Origin of the sequence: Bradyrhizobium sp. USDA 241 (assembly GCF_049739505.1) — a bacterium.
Classification (GTDB): domain Bacteria; phylum Pseudomonadota; class Alphaproteobacteria; order Rhizobiales; family Xanthobacteraceae; genus Bradyrhizobium; species Bradyrhizobium liaoningense.
Genome location: NZ_JBMGPZ010000005.1, coordinates 4009905 through 4032742, shown reverse-complemented (window position 1 = coordinate 4032742; position 22838 = coordinate 4009905). Strand labels below are relative to the sequence as shown.

The window sequence follows — 22838 nt, the reverse complement described above, 5'->3', positions numbered from 1 at the left end:
GTCAGAAGTTTTGTGTAAGAGCGTCTCTGTGAGGGGTTTGCGGGGTCAGCGGACTGACCCCATGGGGTCAGTCCGCTGAGCCTGCAAAGCGCTCGCCGAACTGGATGGCAAACTGGCCCATTGCGGCCGTCCATGCAACCGGTCGTCGCCAATGGATGCCGGCATTTCTGATGGCGAGGTAAAGCAGCTTCATCGCCGCCTCGTCGTTGGGGAAGCTGCCGCGTGTTTTGATGATCTTGCGCAGCGAACGGTTCAGCGCCTCGACCGCGTTGGTGGTATAGATCATTTTGCGTATCTCCGGCGCGAAGGCGAAGAACGGAATGACGTGCTCCCACGCCCGGCGCCAGGCCGCCCCGATCGCGGGATAGCGCTTGCCCCACTCGGCTTCGAAGTCCTCGAGCCTGAGCAGAGCGGCGTCGGCATTCTCGGCATGATAGATCGCCTTGATCGAGGGAAGGATCGCCTTGCGATCCTTCCAGGACACGAAGGATAGGCTGTTGCGGATCAAATGCACGATGCAGGTCTGGACCATCGCCTTGGGAAAGACGCTGTTGATCGCCTCGGGAAAGCCCTTCAGACCGTCGACGACGGCGATCAGGATGTCGGCGACGCCGCGGTTCCTCAGATCGTTCATGACCTTGAGCCAGAATTTGGCGCCTTCGGTTTGCTCGATCCAAAGCCCGAGCACGTCTTTCTCGCCCGATGCAGTGATGCCCAGCACGACGTAGACTGCCTTGTTCTTGACCATCCCCTCATCGCGAATCTTGACCCTGAGCGCGTCGAAGAAGACCACCGGATAGATCGCTTCCAGCGGCCGGCTCTGCCATTCGCGGACCTCGTCGAGAATCGCGTCGGTGACCTTGCTGATCAGATCGGGGGACACCTCGGTGCCGTAGAGCTCGGCCAGATGGCCCTGGATCTCCCGTACCGTCATGCCCCGCCCGTAGAGACTGATGATCTTCTCGTCGAAGCCGTCGAAGCGGGTCTGGCCCTTCGCGACGATCACCGGTTCGAACGTGCCGGCGCGGTCGCGCGGCACCTCGATCTCGATCTCGCCGTCGTCCGTCAACAGCGCTTTGCTGCTTGTGCCGTTGCGGCTGTTGCCCGACCCGCGGCCCGCCGGGTCGCCCTTCTCATAGCCAAGGTGGTGGGTCAGCTCCGCACCCAGTGCGCGCTCCAGAAGCGCCTTCTTCAGTCGTCTGAAAAGCCCGTCTTCGCCGGCTAAGTCTTCTGGCTTGAGACTGCCCCCGGCAAGAAGCTGGTCCAAAATCTCAGGTGAAAAATCCGTAGCCATGTGAGTCTCCTGTCAAAGGTAAACTCACAGAAACCATCTTACACCGAGTTACTGACACCCTCACGGCGATAGGCGCGTCGGCTTTGCGGCGCGCGCTGTGCCCGACCCCGGGATCAAGCCCGGGGTTGCCTGTTGCAGAACTTCTTCCGACATGTCCGTTACGCCGCGATGAACTCATTCCACTTGCGGACCATGTAGTCGTTCTCGTCCATCACAGCGTTCCAGCACGCGACCGCGCCCATGCGGTCTTCGTAGGAGCCGCCGTCACGCACGGCGCCCGCCTTTTCCAAGAGCGAACCGTCGGGCGCCTTGATGTCCTTCTCGGCCGGCTTGCCTTCCATCCAGTACGCCCACTCGTAGGGCTCCATATGCGCCTTCGCGGTGGAGAGGACGGCCGAGTAATAGCCCTGGCGGTTGAGATAGGCGCCGGCGTAGCCGGACAGGAACCAGTTGACGAACTCATAGGCCCATTCGAGCTTCGCGCCCGAGACGCCCTTGGAGACGCAGAAGCCGGAGGCCCAGGAGCGGTAGCCTTCCTTCAGCGGCTGGAAGGTGCAGGCAATCCCCATCGAGCGCACCTTCGTCACCGCCGGCGACCACATCGATTGGATCACGGTCTCGCCCGAGGCCATCAGGTTGACGCTCTCGTTGAAATCCTTCCAGAAGGCGCGGAATTGACCGGCCTTCTTGGCCTCGGTCATGACCTTCATGGTGAGATCGATCTCTTCCTTGGTCATGTTGCCCTTGTCGGCATATTTGTACTTGCCGGAGGCTTCCACGACCATCGCAGCGTCCATGATGCCGATCGAGGGGATGTTGAGGATCGAGGCCTTGCCCTTGAACTCGGGGTTGAGCAGCTCGGACCAGGAATTGATCGGCCGCTTGATCAGGTCGGGGCGGATGCCGAGCGTGTCGGCGTTGTAGACGGTCGGGATCAGCGTCACGAATTCGGTCGCCGACGTCGCGAACTTCTTGGAGTCCTTGCCTTCGAGGTAGAGCACCTTCCAGGGTGCCGTGCCCTGGCCGCCGATCTTCTTGCCGCCGGGCGTCTCGCCCTTGGTGAAAACAGGCGTGATGTTGCCGAACTGTTTGATCTTCCTGGCGTCGAGCGCGAGGATGTTGCCAGACGGCACGATCTTCTTCAGCGAGAAATATTCGGTGTCCAGCACGTCGAAGGAGTTCGGCTGGGTCATCACGCGCTTGGTGACGTCGTCGGTGGTCGCGGTGATGTATTCGATCTTGATGCCGGTGTCCTTCAGGCACTGCTTGGCGATGTCGTCGCCCTCGTTCACGGCGGTGCCGAGATAGCGCAGCACCTTCGCGTCGGCCGACTTCACGTAGGGAAAGCCGGTGATCGCCCCCGAGCCTGCGGCAAGGCCGGCGAGACCTGCGGTGCCCTTGAGCAGCGTGCGGCGGCTGACGCCCTTCGTCCTGGTGGTCTCGGTCATGTCATCACTCCTCTGTTGCGCATTCCGGTGATTGATCGGCGCTATTGCAGGGGTTGCGCCTTGGCGGGATCCCAGGTGGCCAGCACGCGATCGCCCGGACGGAACGGGTGGACGTCGAAGGCGGCCTCGGGAAGGTGGGAGAACAGGGCGGTGCCGTCGTCGAGCGTGAGCGAGACGGCGATGTAGGAGCCCTGGTACTCGGTCTGGGTCAGCAGCGCCGGCGCGCCGAACGCGCCGTCAGCGAACGGCACGATGCCGAGCTGATCGGCGCGCACGGCGATGAGCTTGCCGGAGTCGCTGAGGACGTTGTGGCCGCCGATGAAGCGGGCCACGAATTCGGTGCGGGGATGGTGGAAGATGTCGCGTGCCGTGCCCTGCTGCTCGATCCGGCCCTGGTTCATCACCACGATGTGGTCGGCGAGGGCCATCGCCTCTTCCTGACCGTGGGTGACCTGTATGAAGCTGATGCCGAGCTCGCGCTGCAGCCGCTTCAACTCGCCGCGCATCTTCACCCGCAGGAACGGATCCAGCGCGGAGAGCGGCTCGTCGAGCAGGAGGATCTGCGGCTCGGTGATCAGCGCGCGGGCGAGCGCCACGCGCTGCTGCTGGCCGCCGGAAAGCTGCGCCGGGAGACGGCCCGCATATTGGCTCATCGCGACCAGCTCGAGCAATTCGCCGGCGCGCTTGTGCCGCGTCGGCTTGTCGATCCCGCGCATCTTCAAGGCGAAGGCGACGTTGTCGAGCACGCTGAGGTGCGGAAACAGCGCGTAGGACTGAAACATCATCGCGGTGCCGCGCTTGGCCGGCTCGAGATCGGTGACGTTCTGCGCGCCGAGGATGATGTCGCCCTCGCTGACCGCCTCGTGGCCCGCGATCATGCGCAGGGTCGACGTCTTGCCGCAGCCGGAGGGGCCGAGCAGGCAGCAATAGGTGCCGGCCGGGATCTTCAGGTTGACGTTGTCGACCGCCAGCGTGGTGTCGTAGCGCTTGGTGACGGCGACCAGTTCGAGAGCGGCGGGAGTGGCCATGGCGTGTCCGAGCAGGGGCGATGCTTCCCGCGTCTCTCCGCAAGCTCCGTGCCAACACCCCTCAGCCAACCGATTTCAGAAAACTGTGCAGTGGAGTCAGATCGTTAGGTCAATTCCGACCCCGGCTGGCTGGCCGACGCCGGCGCACCCCTCTGCACACAAAACGGGCGCAGATTGTATAAAGTTTCGCCTGTGATTGGATACAGCTCGTCGACTACCATTCGGCCGAACGTCGCCGATCGAGCCCTCACACCAATGGCCCTCAAGACCCGCCCGAAATCCGATGCGCCAGATGCGAGCGATCGGGTCAGCCGTATCCGGGAGGGCGTGACCGCCGCGATCCTCGAACATCGCCTGCTGCCGGGCACGAAGCTCGGCGAGGACGAGATCGGCGACATCTACGGCGCGAGCCGCACGCTGGTGCGGACCGCGCTGCAGCAGCTCGCGCATGAGGGCATCGTCAACATCGAGAAGAACCGCGGTGCCTTCGTCGCGCGGCCGACGCCCGCCGATGCTCGCGAAGTGTTCGAGGCGCGGCGCCTGATCGAGCCTGCCATCGTCGATCACGCGATCGATGCGGCGTCTCCGGCCTGGATCAATCGCCTGCAGCGCCATCTCACCGAGGAGCGCGAGGCGGAGCTGCGCGGCGATGCGCGCGCCTCGGTGCGGCTCTCCGGCGAGTTTCATCGTCTCGTCGCCGAGATGAGCGGCCACAGCATCTATCTCGGCTTCCTGAAGGAGCTGATCGCGCGCTCCTCGCTCATCATCCTGCTCTACCGCCGCCACGACACGCCGGCTTGCGGCACCGATCACCACGCCGGGATCGTCGAGGCGATCGGCCGGCGCGATGGCGAGGCCGCGCGCGCGCTGATGTTGTCGCATCTGCAGGAGATCGAGGCCGAACTGTTCCTGAAAGAGCTCGACGCCGCGGATAGGCGGCTCGCCGACGTGCTGGGCGCCTGAGCGGTCCTGATACTAAAGCATGATCCGGAAAAGTGCGCAGCGGTTTTCCGAAAAGATCATGCTTAAACGACACCTAAAGCGCGATCACGATTCATCCTATTCGCATCGCGCTTTAGCGGCGCGCGGATGCCTTCGCCGGGTTTCGCCCCGTCTGCTTCGCAGCCGCGGGACGTCGCTCATAGGCCGCGAGAAACACCTTGATGCCATTCTCGATCAGCGCGCGATGGCGGGCCGGGCTCGGCGTCTTCATCGAGAGAGCCCATTTCAGGATCTCCTTGCCTTGGATCAGGCTGAGAAACTGCGTCGCCGCCATGGCGACGTCGGGAACGTCGACAAGGCCCTGCGCCTGCGCTGCACGCAGGAAGGCAGCCACCTCGGCGTCGCAGCGCTCCGGTCCGGACTTCATGAAAACCTCCGCCACGCGCGGATAACGCGAGGCGCAGGACATCACGAGTCTGTGCACGGCAAGCCCGCGCTCGAGAAAGGCTTCGAGGAACGTCGTGCCAATGGCGTGGAGTTCTGCCCTGAGATCGATCTTGCCGCCGTGGTCGCGCCATAACGTCTTCGGCCCGAAGCGCTTGCACTCCTCATTCACGAGCGCCAGCAGCAGATCGTCCTTGTCGTCGAAATGAACGTAGAGCGTCGCCTTCGAGACCCCGGCCTCGCGCGCGATCGCGTCCATGCTGGTGGCATCGAAACCCTGATCGAGAAAAAGAACGCGAGCGCTGTCGAGAATCTGGCTGTGCTTGGCCCTGGCGCGCGGCTTCTGACTCGTATCGGCCAGTCCTTTGGTCTCTCGCATCTGCGCCTTATGCACCGTCGTCGTCATTGACCCGTAACCCCACGGCTTGACTTTTGGTTCCAACCTGCAACATACAGCCTCCCGGACAAAAACGAAACGGTTTAGTTCTTTGACAGCTTCTCTTCCAGGCAGGTCCAGGCACGTCCCCGTCGTCGCAGGAGGGTGGCGGCCGGCGCGGGCCTCGGCCTGGGCCGGCGTCTCGCTCTGCGGCGTCGTGCTGGCGTCCTGTGCGGTCGGACCGGACTTCGTGTCGCCGGCCGGACCGGCCGTGGACGGCTACACACGCGAGCAGCGCCCGTCCGCCACCACGAGTGCGCCGGTGACCGGCGGCAATTCGCAGGGCTTCGAAACAGGCAGGGATATTCCCGGCGCCTGGTGGGCGCTGTTCCGCTCGCGGCAGCTCAACGCCTTTGTCGAGGAAGCCATCCGCAATCATCCCGACGTGCAGGCGGCGCAGTTCGCCTTGCGCTATGCGCGGGAGAATACGCTGGCGCAGCAGGGCAGCCTGTTTCCGCAAGTGTCCGGCAGCGCCTCGGCGGAGCGCGACCGGACGAGCACGTCGCAGTCGGGGGTGTGGCCGGCGCAAGGTTCGACCTACACGCTCTACAACGCTTCCGTCAGCGTGTCCTACGCGCTCGACATCTGGGGTGGCACGCGGCGTCAGGTCGAGGCGCTGCAAGCCCAGGCCGACTATCAGGGCTTCAAGCTCGAAGCGACCTATCTCGCGCTCACCGCCAACGTAGTGACGGCCGCGATCACGGATGCCTCGCTCCGCGATCAAATCCTTGCGACCGAGGAGATCATCAAGGCGGAGTCGGATCAGCTGGCGCGCATCCAGCGCCAGTTCGAGATCGGTGCGATCTCGAAATCCGACCTGCTGTCGCAAGAGGCGACGCTGGCGCAAGCCAGGGCGACGCTGGCTCCTCTGCAGAAGCAGCTGGCGCAACAGCGCAACCAGTTGATGGCCTATCTCGGCCGGCTGCCGAGCCAGGACCGCGGCGAGCATGTGCGGCTGGCCGATCTGCGCCTGCCCGGGCGGCTGCCATTGTCGCTGCCCTCGACGCTGGTACGGCAGCGCCCGGACATCCGTCAGGCCGAGGCGACCTTGCATCAGGCGACCGCGACCGTCGGTGTCGGCATCGCCAACCTGCTGCCACAGCTCACGCTCTCGGGCAGCTACGGCGCCACCAGTCCCGAGCGGCTGTTCTCGCCCGAGACGATCGTCTGGAGTGCCGCTTCCAGCGTCAGCCAGAAGATCTTCGACGGCGGAACGCTGTACCACACCAAGGAAGCCGACGTGGCGGCGTTCGAGAAGGATCTCGCGCTCTACAAGAGCACGGTGGTGACCGCGTTCCAGAACGTCGCGGATTCCCTGCGCGCCATCCAGTACGACGCCGCGACGCTGAAGGCGCAGACCGCCGCCGAGAAGGTGACGGCCGACAGCCTCGCGATGGCGGTCGAGCAGTTCAAGACCGGCGCCGTGCCGTACGCCAACATCATCAACGCCCAGCAATCCTACCTCAACGCACGGGTATCGCGCGTCAAGGCGCAGGCGACCCGCTTTACCGACACCGCCGCGCTGTTTCAGGCGCTCGGCGGCGGCTGGTGGAATCGCGTGGATGAAACGCCGGACGCGCTGCCGCGCGCCAATGCCGGTTACTTCGCCGGCACCGACAAGAAGACCGAGGACGCGTTGCGATGATCAAGCGGATGACAATCATGCTGTGCGGGATGGCGATCCTGTTCGGCGGGCTTTATGGATTCCAGACCTTCAAGGAGATCATGATCAGGAAGGCCATCGGCGCGTTGGCCAATCCGCCGCAGACCGTCTCCACCGTGGTTGCCGCGAACGCGCCCTGGCAGTCCAGCCTGAACGCGGTCGGCTCGCTGCGCGCCGTCAACGGCGCCGATCTCGCGCTGCAGGTCGCCGGCATCGTGCAGAGCATCGAGTTCTCCTCGGGTGACAGCGTCACGGCGGGACAGACCCTGCTGTCGCTGGTCGCGACCGACGACCTCGCCAAGCTACGTTCACTGCAGGCGACGGCGGAGAACTACGCGATCGTGCTCAAGCGCGACGAGGAGCAGATCAAGTTCAACGCAGTGAGCCAGGCGACGGTCGACAGCGACAGGGCCAACCTGAAGAACGCCCAGGCCTTGGTGGACCAGCAGAAGGCCCTGCTCGAGCAGAAGACGTTGAAGGCGCCGTTCTCCGGGCGCCTCGGTATCCGCGCCGTCGATCTCGGCCAGTATCTCTCCGCCGGGACCAGCATCGTCACGCTGCAGAGTCTCGATCCGATCTATGTCGACTTCTACCTGCCGCAGCAGGCGCTGGCCTCGATCCGCATCGGGCAGGACGTGTCGGTCGCAGTCGATGCCTTTCCGGCTGAGCGGTTCACCGGGCAGATCACGGCAATCAACGCCAAGGTGGATTCAAGCAGCCGAAACGTCCAGGTTCGCGCCACCTTGCGCAACGGCGAGGCCCGGCTGCTGCCGGGCATGTTCGCAAAGGTCGAGATCGCCGTCGGCAAGCCCGAGCAGGTCGTCACCCTCCCGCTCACCGCGATCGTGAACAATTCCTACGGCGACCTGGTCTATCTCGTCGACGATCTCCATGACGGGCAGGGCACCGCGCGGCAGATGTTCGTCAAGACGAGGCCCCCGAAAGGCGACCGCGTCGCGGTCAACGATGGGATCAAGCCGGGCGAGACCGTGGTCATCGCCGGCCAGCTGAAGCTGCGCAACGGCAGCCCGGTCAAGGTCGACAATTCACACGTGCCGCAGGCCGAGGCCGCGCCAGACATCGTCGACCAATAGGCTTCGCGACGGCGCGGATACCGCGACAAAGAGTGCCGAGAAACGAGTTCAGGACAAGATGCGCTTCACTGATATCTTCATCCGCCGGCCGGTGCTGGCGCTCGTGGTCAGCGCCCTGATCCTCGTGCTCGGCCTGCGCTCGATGGCGACGCTGTCGATCCTGCAATACCCGCGCACGCAGAACGCCATCGTCACGGTGAGCACCGCCTATGCCGGCGCGGATTCCGACATCATCGCCGGCTTCATCACGACTCCGCTCGAGAATGCCATCGCCCAGGCCAACGGCATCGACTACATGACCTCGAGCAGCGTCACCGGCTCCAGCACCATCACGGTCAATCTGCGGCTGAACTACGATTCCGGCAAGGCGATGACGGAGATCAACGCCAAGGTCAATTCGGTCCTCAACCAGTTTCCGAGCGGCACGCAGCAGCCCACGCTGACGCTCAAGGTGGGTCAGACCATCGACGCCATGTACATCGGCTTTGCCAGCGACGTGCTGGCGCCGAACCAGATTACCGACTACCTGACGCGCGTGGTGCAGCCGCGGCTCCAGGCCGTCGCCGGCGTGCAGACGGCCGAATTGCTGGGCGCCAAGAAGTTTGCGCTCCGGGCCTGGCTCGATCCCGACAAGCTGGCGGCTTACGGCCTCACCGCAAGCGAGGTATCGACCGCGCTGTCGGGCAACGACTACATCTCCGGCCTCGGCACGACCAAGGGCCGGCTCGTGCAGGTCGACCTTGCTGCCTCGACCAACCTCCATTCGCTGGAGCAATACCGCAACCTCGTGGTCAAGACCGTCAACGGCGCCATCATCCGCCTGCGTGACGTCGCGAACGTGACGCTCGGCAACGACGATTACGACAGCGAAACGAAATTCAACGGCAAGACGGCGGTCTATATCGGCATCCAGACGGCGCCCACGGCCAATCTGCTCGACGTCATCAACGGTGTGAAGGCGGTCCTGCCCGACATCAAGGCGCAGCTTCCGAACGGTCTGGCCGGCGAGGTGCTCTACGACTCCACCGACTTCGTCAATTCCTCGATCGACGAGGTCGTCCACTCGCTGGTGGAAGCGGTGCTGATCGTGATCGTGGTGGTGTTCCTGTTCCTGGGCTCGTGGCGATCGGTCCTGATCCCGGTGATCGCGATCCCGCTGTCGCTGATCGGAACATTCGGGCTGATGCTGCTGATGGGCTTCTCCATCAATCTGTTGACCCTGCTTGCACTCGTGCTCGCCATCGGGCTCGTGGTGGATGATGCCATCATCGTCGTGGAGAGCGTGCACCGGCTGATCGACGAAGGCGTCGCGCCGGTCGAGGCCGCGATCCAGTCCGCACGCGCGCTGGCAAGCCCGATCATCGCCATGACCGTGGTTCTGATCGCGGTCTACGTGCCCGTGGGATTCCAGGGCGGCCTCACCGGCGCGCTGTTCACCGAGTTCGCCTTCACGCTCGCAGGCGCGGTCACGGTATCTGCGGTGATCGCGCTGACGCTGTCGCCGATGAACTGCGCCTGGCTATTGCGCAAGACCGAGCGCGATGCGACGAACTGGGAGGCGCGCTTGGTCCGGACGATCGACCACGTGCTTGAGTGGCTCTCAGGCGCCTATCGCCGCCGGCTGGAGGCCGTCTTTGCCATGAAGCCGGTCGTGGCCGTGTTCGCGCTGCTGCTGTTGGCCGGCATTCCCTGGCTCTATGCGACCTCGACCAGCGAGCTCGCGCCCGACGAGGACCAGGGCGTCGTGCTCTCGCTGACGACGTCGGCGCCCTCAGCGACACTTCAGCAGCGGCAATTCTACAGCCAGCAGGTCTACGATCTCGTGGCCAAGCGCCCGGAAACGAAGACCCTCTTCCAGATCGACACGCCCACCCAGGCGATCGGAGGCTGGGTGCTCAAGCCCTGGGACCAGCGCAGCCTGACCACGAAGACTCTTCAGCCGGATTTCCAGAACCTGCTCAACACCATCGCCGGCACGCGCTCGGTCGCCTTCCAGCCGTCGCCGCTGCCCGGCAGCAACGGCCTTCCGATCCAGTTCGTGATCGGTGCGACCGGTTCATACAACGAGCTCGACCAGGTCTCGCGCAACTTCATGGTGCAGGCGCTGAAGAGCGGCCAATTCATCTTCCTCGATACCGACCTGAAAATCGACAGGCCCCAGACGCTGGTCTCCTTCGACCGCGACAAGGCCGGTGATCTCGGCCTGAAGATGAGTGATCTCGGCGGTGCGCTCGCGACCATGCTCGGCGGCAACTATCTCGACTATTTCAGCCTCGACGGCCGCTCCTACAAGGTAATTCCTCAGGCCAAGCAGAACGATCGGCTGACGGCAGACCAGTTGCTAGCCCGTCTTATTCGTAAGAGTGCGCCTGAGGGGTAAAGCGCTGATGCGGCGTAGGATTCGGTTGCGAAGCCAACCCCATCACCTCCAACCGCGAACGCCACGCCCGCCATGACCGACGATACGATTCCGCCCTTCTCGTTTCCAGCCGTTCACGCCAAGAAAGTCACAGCTGCCTTCGATGGTGGGCGCCTAACCTCGAACGGGGGCGTGATGCTTCTGGCGATGGCCGAGCGGCGTCTCGGTTTGGCCAACAATCTGGCCCGGGTGTTCCCGGATCGGCGCGATCCGACGCGGGTCGTGCACAGCCTGGTCGATATGTTCCGCGCTCGCATGTTCGCGATCTGCTGCGGCTACGAGGACGCCGACGACCTCGATCATCTGAGGTCCGATCCGGCATTCAAACTGGCCTGCGGTCGCCTACCGGACACGGGCCGGGATTTGTGTTCCCAGCCGACGCTGTCGCGGCTGGAGAATGCTCCGCGCCTGCGCGACGTGATCCGGCTGACCTACACTTTGGTCGACGCATGGATGGATAGCTACCCGCGCGAGCCGGCATCCGTCACGCTCGACATCGATGATACCTGCGACGTCGTCCACGGCCATCAGCAGCTCTCGCTGTTCAACGCTCATTATGACGAACGCTGCTTCCTGCCGATCCACGTCTACGACACGGAGAAGAGCCGGCCCGTGGCCGTCGTGCTGCGGCCCGGCAAGACGCCGGGCGGCGTCGAGGTGCGTGCCCATCTGCGCCGCCTGGTACGGCATATCCGGACGCGATGGCACAACACGCAAATTACGTTCCGTGGCGACGGGCACTATGCCCGGCCGGAGGCAATGGCGTGGTGCGAGACCAACGGCATCGACTACATCTTCGGTCTGTCCGGCACCAAGCCTCTCGCCAGAAAAGTCGACGAGGTCGCCGACGACATCCGCACGCGACGCGCCATCGAGAACCTGCCGGTTCTGCGTGGCTATACCGAGACGCGCCACAAGGCAAAGTCCTGGGATCGCGAACGGCGCACTGTCGCCCGTATTGAGGCGACGATGCTCGGCCTCGACATCCGCTTCGTCGTCACCAGCCTCGATGTCGGCTCGGCCGAGTGGATCTACGACAGCCTGTATTGCGCGCGCGGCCAAGCCGAGAATCTGATCAAGCTGCATAAGACGCAGCTCGCCTCCGATCGCACCAGCTGCCGTTCGGCGCTCGCCAACCAGGTCCGTCTCGTGCTCCATACGGCCGCTTATTGGCTGATGCTGACCGTGCGCGACGCCATTCCCAAAGCCCGGGAATTGGCCGCTGCCGAGTTCGCGACGCTGCGTCTTCGGCTCTTGAAAATCGCCGCCCGTGTCGTCGAGACCACGAGCCGCATTCGCCTTGCGTTTGCCGCGGCATGTCCCGAAGCCGACCTGATCTGCGGCTTGCCCGGCGCGCTGCTGCCGCTCGGTCCTTGACCGGCGGGGCGTCCGCCCCCGTTCGCCCAACCCATCCCTCAAGCGCGTTGCAAAGTACCGGTCGTCAGGCGGCGAAAAGCCGAAGGCAATCCTGTGCGCCTCGTCAGACAAGATGTGCGGCCGCATCAATCGGGCCCAAAAGCCGCACTCTCACGAATAGGACGGGCTAGCCCGTCTTATTCGTAAGAGTGCGCCTGAGAGGCTGGCGATCGTGGTGTAAAGCGCTGATGCGGCGTAGGATTCGGTTGCGAAGCCAACGCTATCACCTTCAACCGCGAACGCCACGCCCGCCATGACCGATGATACGATTCCGCCCTTCTCGTTTCCAGCCGTTCACGCCAAGAAAGTCACGGCTGCCTTCGATGGCGGTCGCCTGACCTCGAACGGGGGCGCGATCCTTCTGGCGATGGCCGAGCGGCGTCTCGGCTTGGCCGACAATCTGGCCCGGGTGTTCCCGGATCGGCGCGATCCGACGCGGGTCGTGCACAACCTGGTCGATATGTTCCGCGCTCGCATGTTCGCGATCTGCTGCGGCTACGAGGACGCCGACGACCTCGATCATCTGCGGTCCGATCCGGCATTCAAGCTGGCCTGCGGTCGCCTACCGGACACGGGCCGGGATTTGTGTTCCCAGCCGACGCTGTCGCGGCTGGAGAATGCTCCGCGCCTGCGCGACGTGATCCGACTGACCTACATTTTGGTCGACGCATGGATGGATAGCTACCCGCGCGAGCCGGCATCCGTCACGCTCGACATCGATGATACCTGCGACGTCGTCCACGGCCATCAGCAGCTCTCGCTGTTCAACGCTCATTATGACGAACGCTGCTTCCTGCCGATCCACGTCTACGACACGGAGAAGAGCCGGCCCGTGGCCGTCGTGCTGCGGCCCGGCAAGACGCCGGGCGGCGTCGAGGTGCGTGCCCATCTGCGCCGCCTGGTACGGCATATCCGGACGCGATGGCACAACACGCAAATTACGTTCCGTGGCGACGGGCACTATGCCCGGCCGGAGGCAATGGCGTGGTGCGAGACCAACGGCATCGACTACATCTTCGGTCTGTCCGGCACCAAGCCTCTCGCCAGAAAAGTCGACGAGGTCGCCGACGACATCCGCACGCGACGCGCCATCGAGAACCTGCCGGTTCTGCGTGGCTATACCGAGACGCGCCACAAGGCAAAGTCCTGGGATCGCGAACGGCGCACTGTCGCCCGTATTGAGGCGACGATGCTCGGCCTCGACATCCGCTTCGTCGTCACCAGCCTCGATGTCGGCTCGGCCGAGTGGATCTACGACAGCCTGTATTGCGCGCGCGGCCAAGCCGAGAATCTGATCAAGCTGCATAAGACGCAGCTCGCCTCCGATCGCACCAGCTGCCGTTCGGCGCTCGCCAACCAGGTCCGTCTCGTGCTCCATACGGCCGCTTATTGGCTGATGCTGACCGTGCGCGACGCCATTCCCAAAGCCCGGGAATTGGCCGCTGCCGAGTTCGCGACGCTGCGTCTTCGGCTCTTGAAAATCGCCGCCCGTGTCGTCGAGACCACGAGCCGCATTCGCCTTGCGTTTGCCGCGGCATGTCCCGAAGCCGACCTGATCTGCGGCTTGCCCGGCGCGCTGCTGCCGCTCGGTCCTTGACCGGCGGGGCGTCCGCCCCCGTTCGCCCAACCCATCCCTCAAGCGCGTTGCAAAGTACCGGTCGTCAGGCGGCGAAAAGCCGAAGGCAATCCTGTGCGCCTCGTCAGACAAGATGTGCGGCCGCATCAATCGGGCCCAAAAGCCGCACTCTCACGAATAGGACGGGCTAGGCTATTACATCAAGGCGAGCGACAATTCGATGGTGCCGCTCTCGACCGTAGCCCATCTGGAGAACAGGACCGTTCCGCAATCGCGCAATCATTTCCAGCAGATCAATGCGGCGACGATCTCGGGCGTTGCGATGCCGACCGTGTCGATGGGCAGCGCGCTCGCCACGCTCAAGGATCTCGCGAAGACCCTGCCGGCCGGCTACACGGTGGATTTCGGTGGCGCCTCGCGGCAGCTCGAGCAGGAGTCGGGCGGCTTCGTCACGACGTTCGCTTTCGCCGTCATCATCATCTTCCTGGCGCTGGCGGCGCTGTTCAACAGCTTCCTCGATCCCATCGTGATCCTGGTGTCGGTGCCGATGTCGCTGGCCGGCGCCCTGATCTTCATCAGCCTCGGCATCGGCGGTGCCAGCCTCAACATCTACACCCAGGTCGGGCTGCTCACGCTGATGGGCCTCGTCAGCAAGCACGGCATCCTGATGGTCGAGGTCGCCAACGAACTGCGCCTCGAGGGCAAGGGGGTGACCGAGGCGATCATCGAGGCGGCGACGATCCGGCTGCGGCCGATCCTGATGACGACCGCGGCGATGGTGCTCGGCGTCGTTCCGCTGATCACCGCGAGCGGGGCGGGCGCGGTGTCGCGCTACAACATGGGCCTCGTGATCGCGACGGGGCTGTCGATCGGTACGCTGTTCACGCTGTTCGTGGTGCCGGTCGCCTATGCCCTGATCGCACGGCCAGCGGCGGCTCCGGCTGCGAACGAGGCAGCGCCCGCATAGCCGAAAAAGTTGCGCCCAGCCATTGGGGGATGGCTGGGCGCGCGCGAACCGGTCTGGGACGGGGGGGTGGGGATGTGACCGGGCCGCGTAACTCGTTGTCTCGTTCCTACTGATCCTTCGCGCTGGCGGTGGAGACCGCCGGCTTGGTATCGCCCAGCGAGACCCAGACGTTGGGATCGCTCTGCGACTGGCGCTTGACGAAGCGGTAGCCGGTCTCCGTCCAGGCAACGACGTTCTCGTTCTGATTGTCGAGAACGAACTCGCCCTTGTCGGTCTTCACCGTCAGCACCGCGTGGCCTTCGCCCTTCTTGTCGCGCACGACGGTGATCAGCAGGGCCTGGCGCGGCCATCCGGCGTCGATCAGCATCTTGCGCTTCAACAGCACGTAGTCTTCACAGTCGCCGTAGCCGTCTGATGGCAGCGACCACTTCTCGATCACGCCCCAGTGCTCCTGGTCGGTCAAAGGCTTGACGGTCTCGTTGACCCAGCGATTGACCTTGACGAGGTCGCGCCATGCGGCTTGCGACATCACGATGTCGCGCGGCTGCATCGGTGCGCCCTGGCACTGAGCGGCGTTGTCCGCGCAGAACTCGACCCAGCCGATCGGCGCACGCGTGGTGTCGCCGAGGCTCGCGTAGAGCAGACGGCTTTCGCCGGCGTGCGCCGCCGCGCTGATCCCGAAGAGCATGGCGGCCAGCGCCAGCCTCTTCCCCTGTCCCCTGAAGTCAAACATTGCGGTCCCCGTTTCTTGTTGGGACCACATTTCGCATGGAGCTTTTGCGTTGCCACTAAGTCAGTCAAGTCAAGTCGAGACGAATGCAAGTAAAAGGCGCGGCGAATTCGATCTATACTTGAATCGAATTCGAGTAAAATTTGATATGACTGCAATCGATTCAAATTTTACCAATTAACGCGGAAACGCTGGCGGAAGCGGCGGTCGCGCCCATTCGCGACCGACGCGTTAACCCGTCTTATTCGCGAGAGGGCGCCTGAGAGGCTGGCGAGCGTGGTGTAAAGCGCTGATGCGGCGTAGGATTCGGTTGCGAAGCCACCCCATCACCTTCAACCGCGAACGCCACGCCCGCCATGACCGATGATACGATTTCAGACCACTATCGAGAAGCAAGAATTCAACACAAATAAAACCTCTGCCTCGCGCTCGATCTCTTCATGCTTGATAGTCTCGTTTCGGAGGCTGAGCACCTACCGCGTCTAATAGGCCGCTCGCGCCGGTTTCTTTGGACGCGGCACGACCGCGACTCCACGTTTCGGCACAGAAATGATCGGGAGTCACTCAATCTTTCTTCAACTTAACCCGTCTTATTCGCGAGAGGGCGCCTGAGAGGCTGGCGAGCGTGGTGTAAAGCGCTGATGCGGCGTAGGATTCGGTTGCGAAGCCACCCCATCACCTTCAACCGCGAACGCCACGCCCGCCATGACCGATGATACGATTTCAGACCACTATCGAGAAGCAAGAATTCAACACAAATAAAACCTCTGCCTCGCGCTCGATCTCTTCATGCTTGATAGTCTCGTTTCGGAGGCTGAGCACCTACCGCGTCTAATAGGCCGCTCGCGCCGGTTTCTTTGGACGCGGCACGACCGCGACTCCACGTTTCGGCACAGAAATGATCGGGAGTCACTCAATCTTTCTTCAACTTAACCCGTCTTATTCGTAAGAGTGCGCCTGAGGGGTAAAGCGCTGATGCGGCGTAGGATTCGGTTGCGAAGCCAACCCCATCACCTCCAACCGCGAACGCCACGCCCGCCATGACCGACGATACGATTCCGCCCTTCTCGTTTCCAGCCGTTCACGCCAAGAAAGTCACAGCTGCCTTCGATGGTGGGCGCCTAACCTCGAACGGGGGCGTGATGCTTCTGGCGATGGCCGAGCGGCGTCTCGGTTTGGCCAACAATCTGGCCCGGGTGTTCCCGGATCGGCGCGATCCGACGCGGGTCGTGCACAGCCTGGTCGATATGTTCCGCGCTCGCATGTTCGCGATCTGCTGCGGCTACGAGGACGCCGACGACCTCGATCATCTGAGGTCCGATCCGGCATTCAAGCTGGCCTGCGGTCGCCTACCGGACACGGGCCGGGATTTGTGTTCCCAGCCGACGCTGTCGCGGCTGGAGAATGCTCCGCGCCTGCGCGACGTGATCCGACTGACCTACATTTTGGTCGACGCATGGATGGATAGCTACCCGCGCGAGCCGGCATCCGTCACGCTCGACATCGATGATACCTGCGACGTCGTCCACGGCCATCAGCAGCTCTCGCTGTTCAACGCTCATTATGACGAACGCTGCTTCCTGCCGATCCACGTCTACGACACGGAGAAGAGCCGGCCCGTGGCCGTCGTGCTGCGGCCCGGCAAGACGCCGGGCGGCGTCGAGGTGCGTGCCCATCTGCGCCGCCTGGTACGGCATATCCGGACGCGATGGCACAACACGCAAATTACGTTCCGTGGCGACGGGCACTATGCCCGGCCGGAGGCAATGGCGTGGTGCGAGACCAACGGCATCGACTACATCTTCGGTCTGTCCGGCACCAAGCCTCTCGCCAGAAAAGTCGACGAGGTCGCCGACGACATCCGCACGCGACGCGCCATCGAGAACCTGCCGGTTCTGCGTGGCTATACCGAGACGCGCCACAAGGCAAAGTCCTGGGATCGCGAACGGCGCACTGTCGCCCGTATTGAGGCGACGATGCTCGGCCTCGACATCCGCTTCGTCGTCACCAGCCTCGATGTCGGCTCGGCCGAGTGGATCTACGACAGCCTGTATTGCGCGCGCGGCCAAGCCGAGAATCTGATCAAGCTGCATAAGACGCAGCTCGCCTCCGATCGCACCAGCTGCCGTTCGGCGCTCGCCAACCAGGTCCGTCTCGTGCTCCATACGGCCGCTTATTGGCTGATGCTGACCGTGCGCGACGCCATTCCCAAAGCCCGGGAATTGGCCGCTGCCGAGTTCGCGACGCTGCGTCTTCGGCTCTTGAAAATCGCCGCCCGTGTCGTCGAGACCACGAGCCGCATTCGCCTTGCGTTTGCCGCGGCATGTCCCGAAGCCGACCTGATCTGCGGCTTGCCCGGCGCGCTGCTGCCGCTCGGTCCTTGACCGGCGGGGCGTCCGCCCCCGTTCGCCCAACCCATCCCTCAAGCGCGTTGCAAAGTACCGGTCGTCAGGCGGCGAAAAGCCGAAGGCAATCCTGTGCGCCTCGTCAGACAAGATGTGCGGCCGCATCAATCGGGCCCAAAAGCCGCACTCTCACGAATAGGACGGGTTAACCGCAAGGCGGCCGCCTTGGGACGTGAAAAAGGCGGCGTCCGCATCGCGGAGGCCGCCTTCGAGCCTGGAAATAATGAGGTTTTCGCGTCCGCGCGCTTTACCGCGCGGTAACGCTCTCTTCGAGTGTCTCGATCGGCTGCTCGTGCAGGAACTCCAGCGCGAAGCCGTCTTCGAGGTTTCGGACCACGCGGCCCTGGACCCGGCCGAGCAGAACGGTCGATTTCAGCGGCGGGCGGTTCTCCGCGGCGATCGCGGCCCCCGACAGCGAGAGGTCGATGATGCGGCAGGTCATCTTGGTGCCGTCCTCGAGCGTCAGCACCGCGATGGGGTTGCGCGGCACGATACGGTCGTGGCGGCGGTCCTCCGGCAGGTTGAGGATGTCGCGATTGGCGAGCCAGGTCAGCTGGGCCGCGAGCTTGTCGCGCTTCCTCGGCGTCGCACCGATCGTCATGGCGAAGCCGTTGTCGATGATGCGGGTGATCTTGCCCTCGACGCGGCCGATATGGTCGAGATAGGCGACGACGCGGTCGCCGACATTGCCGATGCCGGGCGCGAGCAAAGCGAGGCCGCCCGGCGACATGTTGATCACCTGGCAGGGGAATTCCCGGCGGTCCGGCAGCATGTAACGGCCGAGCAGGTGCACCTTCACCCGCTGGAAGCGCCTCCGCTCCTCGGCGGCCGGAAGAAATTTCTTGTTCGCCAACGCCATTTTCAACACCCGACCCCCCGCCCGGGCGGAGTCCGGGACGACCCTAAGGTGCATAGGGTTAATGTCGCGTTAGGATTGGGCGCTGGCGTTTCCGAACGGAAACAATGCGCTCGGAAGGCCACACCGGGGGCGATCGCAGCGCAGCCGGCGGGGCTGGCTGCCATCCGGCTGCCTTCAGGTCTTCTTCGTCGCGCGCCCGTAGAGAAGGCAGAGCAGGGCCAGCAGCAGCAGAGCCGAGAGCCCAAGCGACCAGTGAATGCCGATCGCCGCGCCGAACAACCCCACCGTGATGCCGCTGAAAGCCCGCATCCCCAGCCCCGCCATGTTGTATAGCCCGTCCTATTCGTGAGAGTGCGGCTTTTGGGCCCGATTGATGCGGCCGCACATCTTGTCTGACGAGGCGCACAGGATTGCCTTCGGCTTTTCGCCGCCTGACGACCGGTACTTTGCAACGCGCTTGAGGGATGGGTTGGGCGAACGGGGGCGGACGCCCCGCCGGTCAAGGACCGAGCGGCAGCAGCGCGCCGGGCAAGCCGCAGATCAGGTCGGCTTCGGGACATGCCGCGGCAAACGCAAGGCGAATGCGGCTCGTGGTCTCGACGACACGGGCGGCGATTTTCAAGAGCCGAAGACGCAGCGTCGCGAACTCGGCAGCGGCCAATTCCCGGGCTTTGGGAATGGCGTCGCGCACGGTCAGCATCAGCCAATAAGCGGCCGTATGGAGCACGAGACGGACCTGGTTGGCGAGCGCCGAACGGCAGCTGGTGCGATCGGAGGCGAGCTGCGTCTTATGCAGCTTGATCAGATTCTCGGCTTGGCCGCGCGCGCAATACAGGCTGTCGTAGATCCACTCGGCCGAGCCGACATCGAGGCTGGTGACGACGAAGCGGATGTCGAGGCCGAGCATCGTCGCCTCAATACGGGCGACAGTGCGCCGTTCGCGATCCCAGGACTTTGCCTTGTGGCGCGTCTCGGTATAGCCACGCAGAACCGGCAGGTTCTCGATGGCGCGTCGCGTGCGGATGTCGTCGGCGACCTCGTCGACTTTTCTGGCGAGAGGCTTGGTGCCGGACAGACCGAAGATGTAGTCGATGCCGTTGGTCTCGCACCACGCCATTGCCTCCGGCCGGGCATAGTGCCCGTCGCCACGGAACGTAATTTGCGTGTTGTGCCATCGCGTCCGGATATGCCGTACCAGGCGGCGCAGATGGGCACGCACCTCGACGCCGCCCGGCGTCTTGCCGGGCCGCAGCACGACGGCCACGGGCCGGCTCTTCTCCGTGTCGTAGACGTGGATCGGCAGGAAGCAGCGTTCGTCATAATGAGCGTTGAACAGCGAGAGCTGCTGATGGCCGTGGACGACGTCGCAGGTATCATCGATGTCGAGCGTGACGGATGCCGGCTCGCGCGGGTAGCTATCCATCCATGCGTCGACCAAAGTGTAGGTCAGCCGGATCACGTCGCGCAGGCGCGGAGCATTCTCCAGCCGCGACAGCGTCGGCTGGGAACACAAATCCCGGCCCGTGTCCGGTAGGCGACCGCAGGCCAGCTTGAATGCCGGATCGGACCTCAGATGATCGAGGTCGTCGGCGTCCTCGTAGCCGCAGCAGATCGCGAACATGCGAGCGCGGAACATATCGACCAGGCTGTGCACGACCCGCGTCGGATCGCGCCGATCCGGGAACACCCGGGCCAGATTGTTGGCCAAACCGAGACGCCGCTCGGCCATCGCCAGAAGCATCACGCCCCCGTTCGAGGTTAGGCGCCCACCATCGAAGGCAGCTGTGACTTTCTTGGCGTGAACGGCTGGAAACGAGAAGGGCGGAATCGTATCGTCGGTCATGGCGGGCGTGGCGTTCGCGGTTGGAGGTGATGGGGTTGGCTTCGCAACCGAATCCTACGCCGCATCAGCGCTTTACCCCTCAGGCGCACTCTTACGAATAAGACGGGTTAAGTTGAAGAAAGATTGAGTGACTCCCGATCATTTCTGTGCCGAAACGTGGAGTCGCGGTCGTGCCGCGTCCAAAGAAACCGGCGCGAGCGGCCTATTAGACGCGGTAGGTGCTCAGCCTCCGAAACGAGACTATCAAGCATGAAGAGATCGAGCGCGAGGCAGAGGTTTTATTTGTGTTGAATTCTTGCTTCTCGATAGTGGTCTGAAATCGTATCATCGGTCATGGCGGGCGTGGCGTTCGCGGTTGAAGGTGATGGGGTGGCTTCGCAACCGAATCCTACGCCGCATCAGCGCTTTACACCACGCTCGCCAGCCTCTCAGGCGCCCTCTCGCGAATAAGACGGGTTAGGGGCGCTGTCCGAGCCGCTGACCTCCTGCATCCGCGCCTTCAATCGCGCGAGTCGCGCCGGCGGTTTCAGCTGGGGCGACACGGTGGTGATCCAGGGCTCGGGCCCGATCGGCATTTTGGCGGTCGCAGCCGCCAAGGAGATGGGCGCAGGGCGCGTGATCTGCGTCGGCGCGCCGGAGGAGCCGCGGCTCAAGCTCGCGCGCGAATTCGGCGCGGAGGCGACGGTCAACATCGAAGAGCTGAAGTCGCCGCAGGAGCGCATCGCGCGCGTGCGCGATATCGTGGGTGGCTTCGGCGCCGATCTCGTGATGGACTGCTCGGGCCATCCGACCGCGGGCCCCGAAGGCATCGAGATGCTGCGCGACGGCGGCACCTATGTCGAAATGGGCCAGTTCACCGACGCCGGATCGATCGACACCTCCTGGCACCGCATCTGCACCAAGGACCTCAACGTGCTGGGCTCCTGGGGTTTTACCGGCAACGACCTGCCGCTCGGCGTCGACATGCTCTACCGCACGGCCGGCAAATATTCGTGGCTGAAGATGCAGACGATCTATCCGTTCACGGAAGAGGGCGTCGCACAGGCGGTGAGGGAAGAGCTGGCCCCGCAAATTCGGACAGTAGCTTGAGTGGATTTTCTGCCTGACAGCGGCGAGGATTCTTGCTGCGAATCAGGAGCGAAGATGACGAAGAAGAGCCGCCGGACGCATTCTCCGGCATTCAAGGCGAAGGTTGCTTTGGCTGCGGTCAAAGGCGACAAGACACTGGCGGAGCTGGCGCAACTGTTTGATGTTCATCCGAACCAGATCACGATCTGGAAAAACCAGCTCCTGGAAGGCGCCGCCGGCGTGTTTGGGCATGACAAGACATCGGCCGAGACGCCGGTCGATTTGAAGGCGTTACATGCCAAGATCGGCGAGCTGGCGTTGGAAAACGATTTTTTGTCCGGCGCGCTCACCAAGGCGGGCCTGCTGAGCGCAAAGCGATGATCGACCGCGATCATGATCTTTCTATCGTGCGCCAGGCGAAGGTCCTGAAGCTGGCTCGCAGCACGGTCTACTATGAACCTCGGCCAGTTTCGGCCGAGGACCTTGCCTTGATGCGTCGGCTCGATGAGCTGCATCTCGATTATCCCTTCGCGGGAGCGCGTATGCTGCGATCGTTGCTGCGGCGGGAGGGCGTATACGCCGGTCGCCGCCACATCGCGACGCTGATGAAGCGCATGGGGATCGAGGCGGTCTATCGTCGCCCGAACACGAGCAAGCCGGCTCCGGGTCACAAGATCTACCCGTACCTGTTGCGCGGATTGAAGATCGAGCGGCCCGACCATGCGTGGGCAATGGACATCACCTACATTCCGATGCGGCGTGGCTTCGTCTATCTCGCGGCGGTCGTCGATGTGTTCAGCCGACGGGTCCTGGCCCATCGCGTCTCGATCACAATGGAGGCGGCCTTCTGCGTCGAAGCGGTCCAGGAGGCGTTGGCGAAGCACGGCAGGCCCGAGATTTTCAACACGGATCAGGGCAGCCAGTTCACCAGCCTCGAGTTCACCGATGTGCTGCTGGACGCGAAGATCGCCATCAGCATGGACGGCAAGGGCGCCTGGCGCGACAACGTGTTTGTCGAGCGGCTCTGGCGCACGGTCAAATACGAAGAAGTATATCTCCGCGCCTACGACAGCGTGTCCGAGGCGCGAGCGTCAATTGCCAAGTATCTGGCCTTCTACAATCAGGGACGCCCTCACTCGAGCCTTGACGGGCGCACGCCCGACGAGGCTTACTTCGGCACGCAAGCTATGGTGATGGCCGCATGAC

14 protein-coding genes and 4 pseudogenes are annotated in these 22838 nt (G+C 63.8%); 10 read left to right on the top strand and 8 right to left on the bottom strand.

Annotation, left to right across the window (positions count from 1 at the left end; genetic code table 11):
- Positions 1–67: 67 nt before the first annotated feature.
- From ABIF91_RS41350 to ABIF91_RS41340, 3 genes are all read right to left on the bottom strand, one after another.
- Positions 68–1294, bottom strand: coding sequence for an IS256 family transposase (locus tag ABIF91_RS41350; protein WP_038960272.1), 1227 nt, complete (start codon positions 1292–1294; stop codon positions 68–70).
- A 158-nt stretch (positions 1295–1452) separates the two neighbouring features.
- Positions 1453–2742: an ABC transporter substrate-binding protein gene (locus ABIF91_RS41345; protein ID WP_028181538.1), complete on the bottom strand. Its 1290-nt coding sequence runs from the start codon at positions 2740–2742 to the stop codon at positions 1453–1455.
- Between the two features lie 41 nt (positions 2743–2783).
- Positions 2784–3770, bottom strand: a complete 987-nt coding sequence (locus tag ABIF91_RS41340) for an ABC transporter ATP-binding protein (protein ID WP_028181539.1) — start codon at positions 3768–3770, stop codon at positions 2784–2786.
- A gap of 255 nt (positions 3771–4025) precedes the next feature.
- Between ABIF91_RS41340 and ABIF91_RS41335 the strand changes: the two genes are divergently transcribed.
- Positions 4026–4733: a GntR family transcriptional regulator gene (locus ABIF91_RS41335; RefSeq protein ID WP_028181540.1), complete on the top strand. Its 708-nt coding sequence runs from the start codon at positions 4026–4028 to the stop codon at positions 4731–4733.
- Positions 4734–4845: 112 nt separating this feature from the next.
- Here ABIF91_RS41335 and ABIF91_RS41330 read toward each other — a convergent pair whose 3' ends face one another.
- A complete protein-coding gene (locus ABIF91_RS41330; protein WP_424579770.1) occupies positions 4846–5562 on the bottom strand; it encodes a TetR/AcrR family transcriptional regulator in 717 nt (238 codons plus the stop codon).
- An 82-nt stretch (positions 5563–5644) separates the two neighbouring features.
- Here ABIF91_RS41330 and ABIF91_RS41325 point away from each other — a divergent pair, with 82 nt between their 5' ends.
- The 6 genes and pseudogenes from ABIF91_RS41325 to ABIF91_RS41300 form a co-directional block, all read left to right on the top strand.
- Positions 5645–7237 carry an efflux transporter outer membrane subunit gene (locus tag ABIF91_RS41325; protein WP_080660044.1) on the top strand — a complete coding sequence of 531 codons (1593 nt, stop codon included), beginning with the start codon at positions 5645–5647 and terminating at the stop codon, positions 7235–7237.
- A 29-nt stretch (positions 7238–7266) separates the two neighbouring features.
- Entirely contained in the window at positions 7267–8349 is a 1083-nt protein-coding gene (locus tag ABIF91_RS41320) for an efflux RND transporter periplasmic adaptor subunit (protein WP_080660046.1), read from the top strand.
- Between the two features lie 58 nt (positions 8350–8407).
- Positions 8408–10714: pseudogene (locus ABIF91_RS41315) on the top strand (efflux RND transporter permease subunit); the annotation flags it as partial.
- Positions 10715–10801: 87 nt separating this feature from the next.
- Positions 10802–12145: an IS1380-like element ISBdi2 family transposase gene (locus ABIF91_RS41310; RefSeq protein ID WP_208086440.1), complete on the top strand. Its 1344-nt coding sequence runs from the start codon at positions 10802–10804 to the stop codon at positions 12143–12145.
- A gap of 292 nt (positions 12146–12437) precedes the next feature.
- Complete coding sequence (locus tag ABIF91_RS41305) at positions 12438–13781, top strand: IS1380 family transposase (protein ID WP_424578735.1); 1344 nt, start codon at positions 12438–12440, stop codon at positions 13779–13781.
- A gap of 166 nt (positions 13782–13947) precedes the next feature.
- Positions 13948–14727 (top strand): annotated as a pseudogene (locus ABIF91_RS41300) (efflux RND transporter permease subunit); the annotation flags it as partial.
- A gap of 106 nt (positions 14728–14833) precedes the next feature.
- Here ABIF91_RS41300 and ABIF91_RS41295 read toward each other — a convergent pair.
- Positions 14834–15460, bottom strand: coding sequence for a transglutaminase-like cysteine peptidase (locus ABIF91_RS41295; RefSeq protein WP_028181889.1), 627 nt, complete (start codon positions 15458–15460; stop codon positions 14834–14836).
- A gap of 1037 nt (positions 15461–16497) precedes the next feature.
- Between ABIF91_RS41295 and ABIF91_RS41290 the strand changes: the two genes are divergently transcribed.
- The gene (locus ABIF91_RS41290; RefSeq protein WP_212303970.1) at positions 16498–17841 is read left to right on the top strand and encodes an IS1380-like element ISBdi2 family transposase; all 1344 of its coding nucleotides are present in this window, start codon (positions 16498–16500) and stop codon (positions 17839–17841) included.
- A 268-nt stretch (positions 17842–18109) separates the two neighbouring features.
- Here the strand turns inward: ABIF91_RS41290 and ABIF91_RS41285 are convergent, their stop codons facing one another.
- The 3 genes and pseudogenes from ABIF91_RS41285 to ABIF91_RS41275 form a co-directional block, all read right to left on the bottom strand.
- Positions 18110–18721, bottom strand: coding sequence for a PilZ domain-containing protein (locus ABIF91_RS41285; RefSeq protein WP_024340745.1), 612 nt, complete (start codon positions 18719–18721; stop codon positions 18110–18112).
- Positions 18722–18895: 174 nt separating this feature from the next.
- A pseudogene (locus ABIF91_RS41280) lies at positions 18896–19057 on the bottom strand (MFS transporter); the annotation flags it as partial.
- 163 nt (positions 19058–19220) lie between these two features.
- A complete protein-coding gene (locus ABIF91_RS41275) occupies positions 19221–20564 on the bottom strand; it encodes an IS1380-like element ISBdi2 family transposase (protein ID WP_208086440.1) in 1344 nt (447 codons plus the stop codon).
- 456 nt (positions 20565–21020) lie between these two features.
- On the opposite strand from ABIF91_RS41275, the pseudogene ABIF91_RS41270 reads away from it, so the two are divergent.
- Positions 21021–21653, top strand: a pseudogene (locus ABIF91_RS41270) (zinc-binding dehydrogenase); the annotation flags it as partial.
- Between the two features lie 54 nt (positions 21654–21707).
- Positions 21708–22837, top strand: a protein-coding gene (locus tag ABIF91_RS41265; protein WP_129557670.1) for an IS3-like element ISRj2 family transposase whose coding sequence is annotated in 2 segments (ribosomal slippage) — positions 21708–21960 and positions 21960–22837 — 1131 coding nt in all. Because the reading frame shifts where the segments join, the coding sequence is not laid out codon by codon here.
- Position 22838 lies beyond the last annotated feature (1 nt).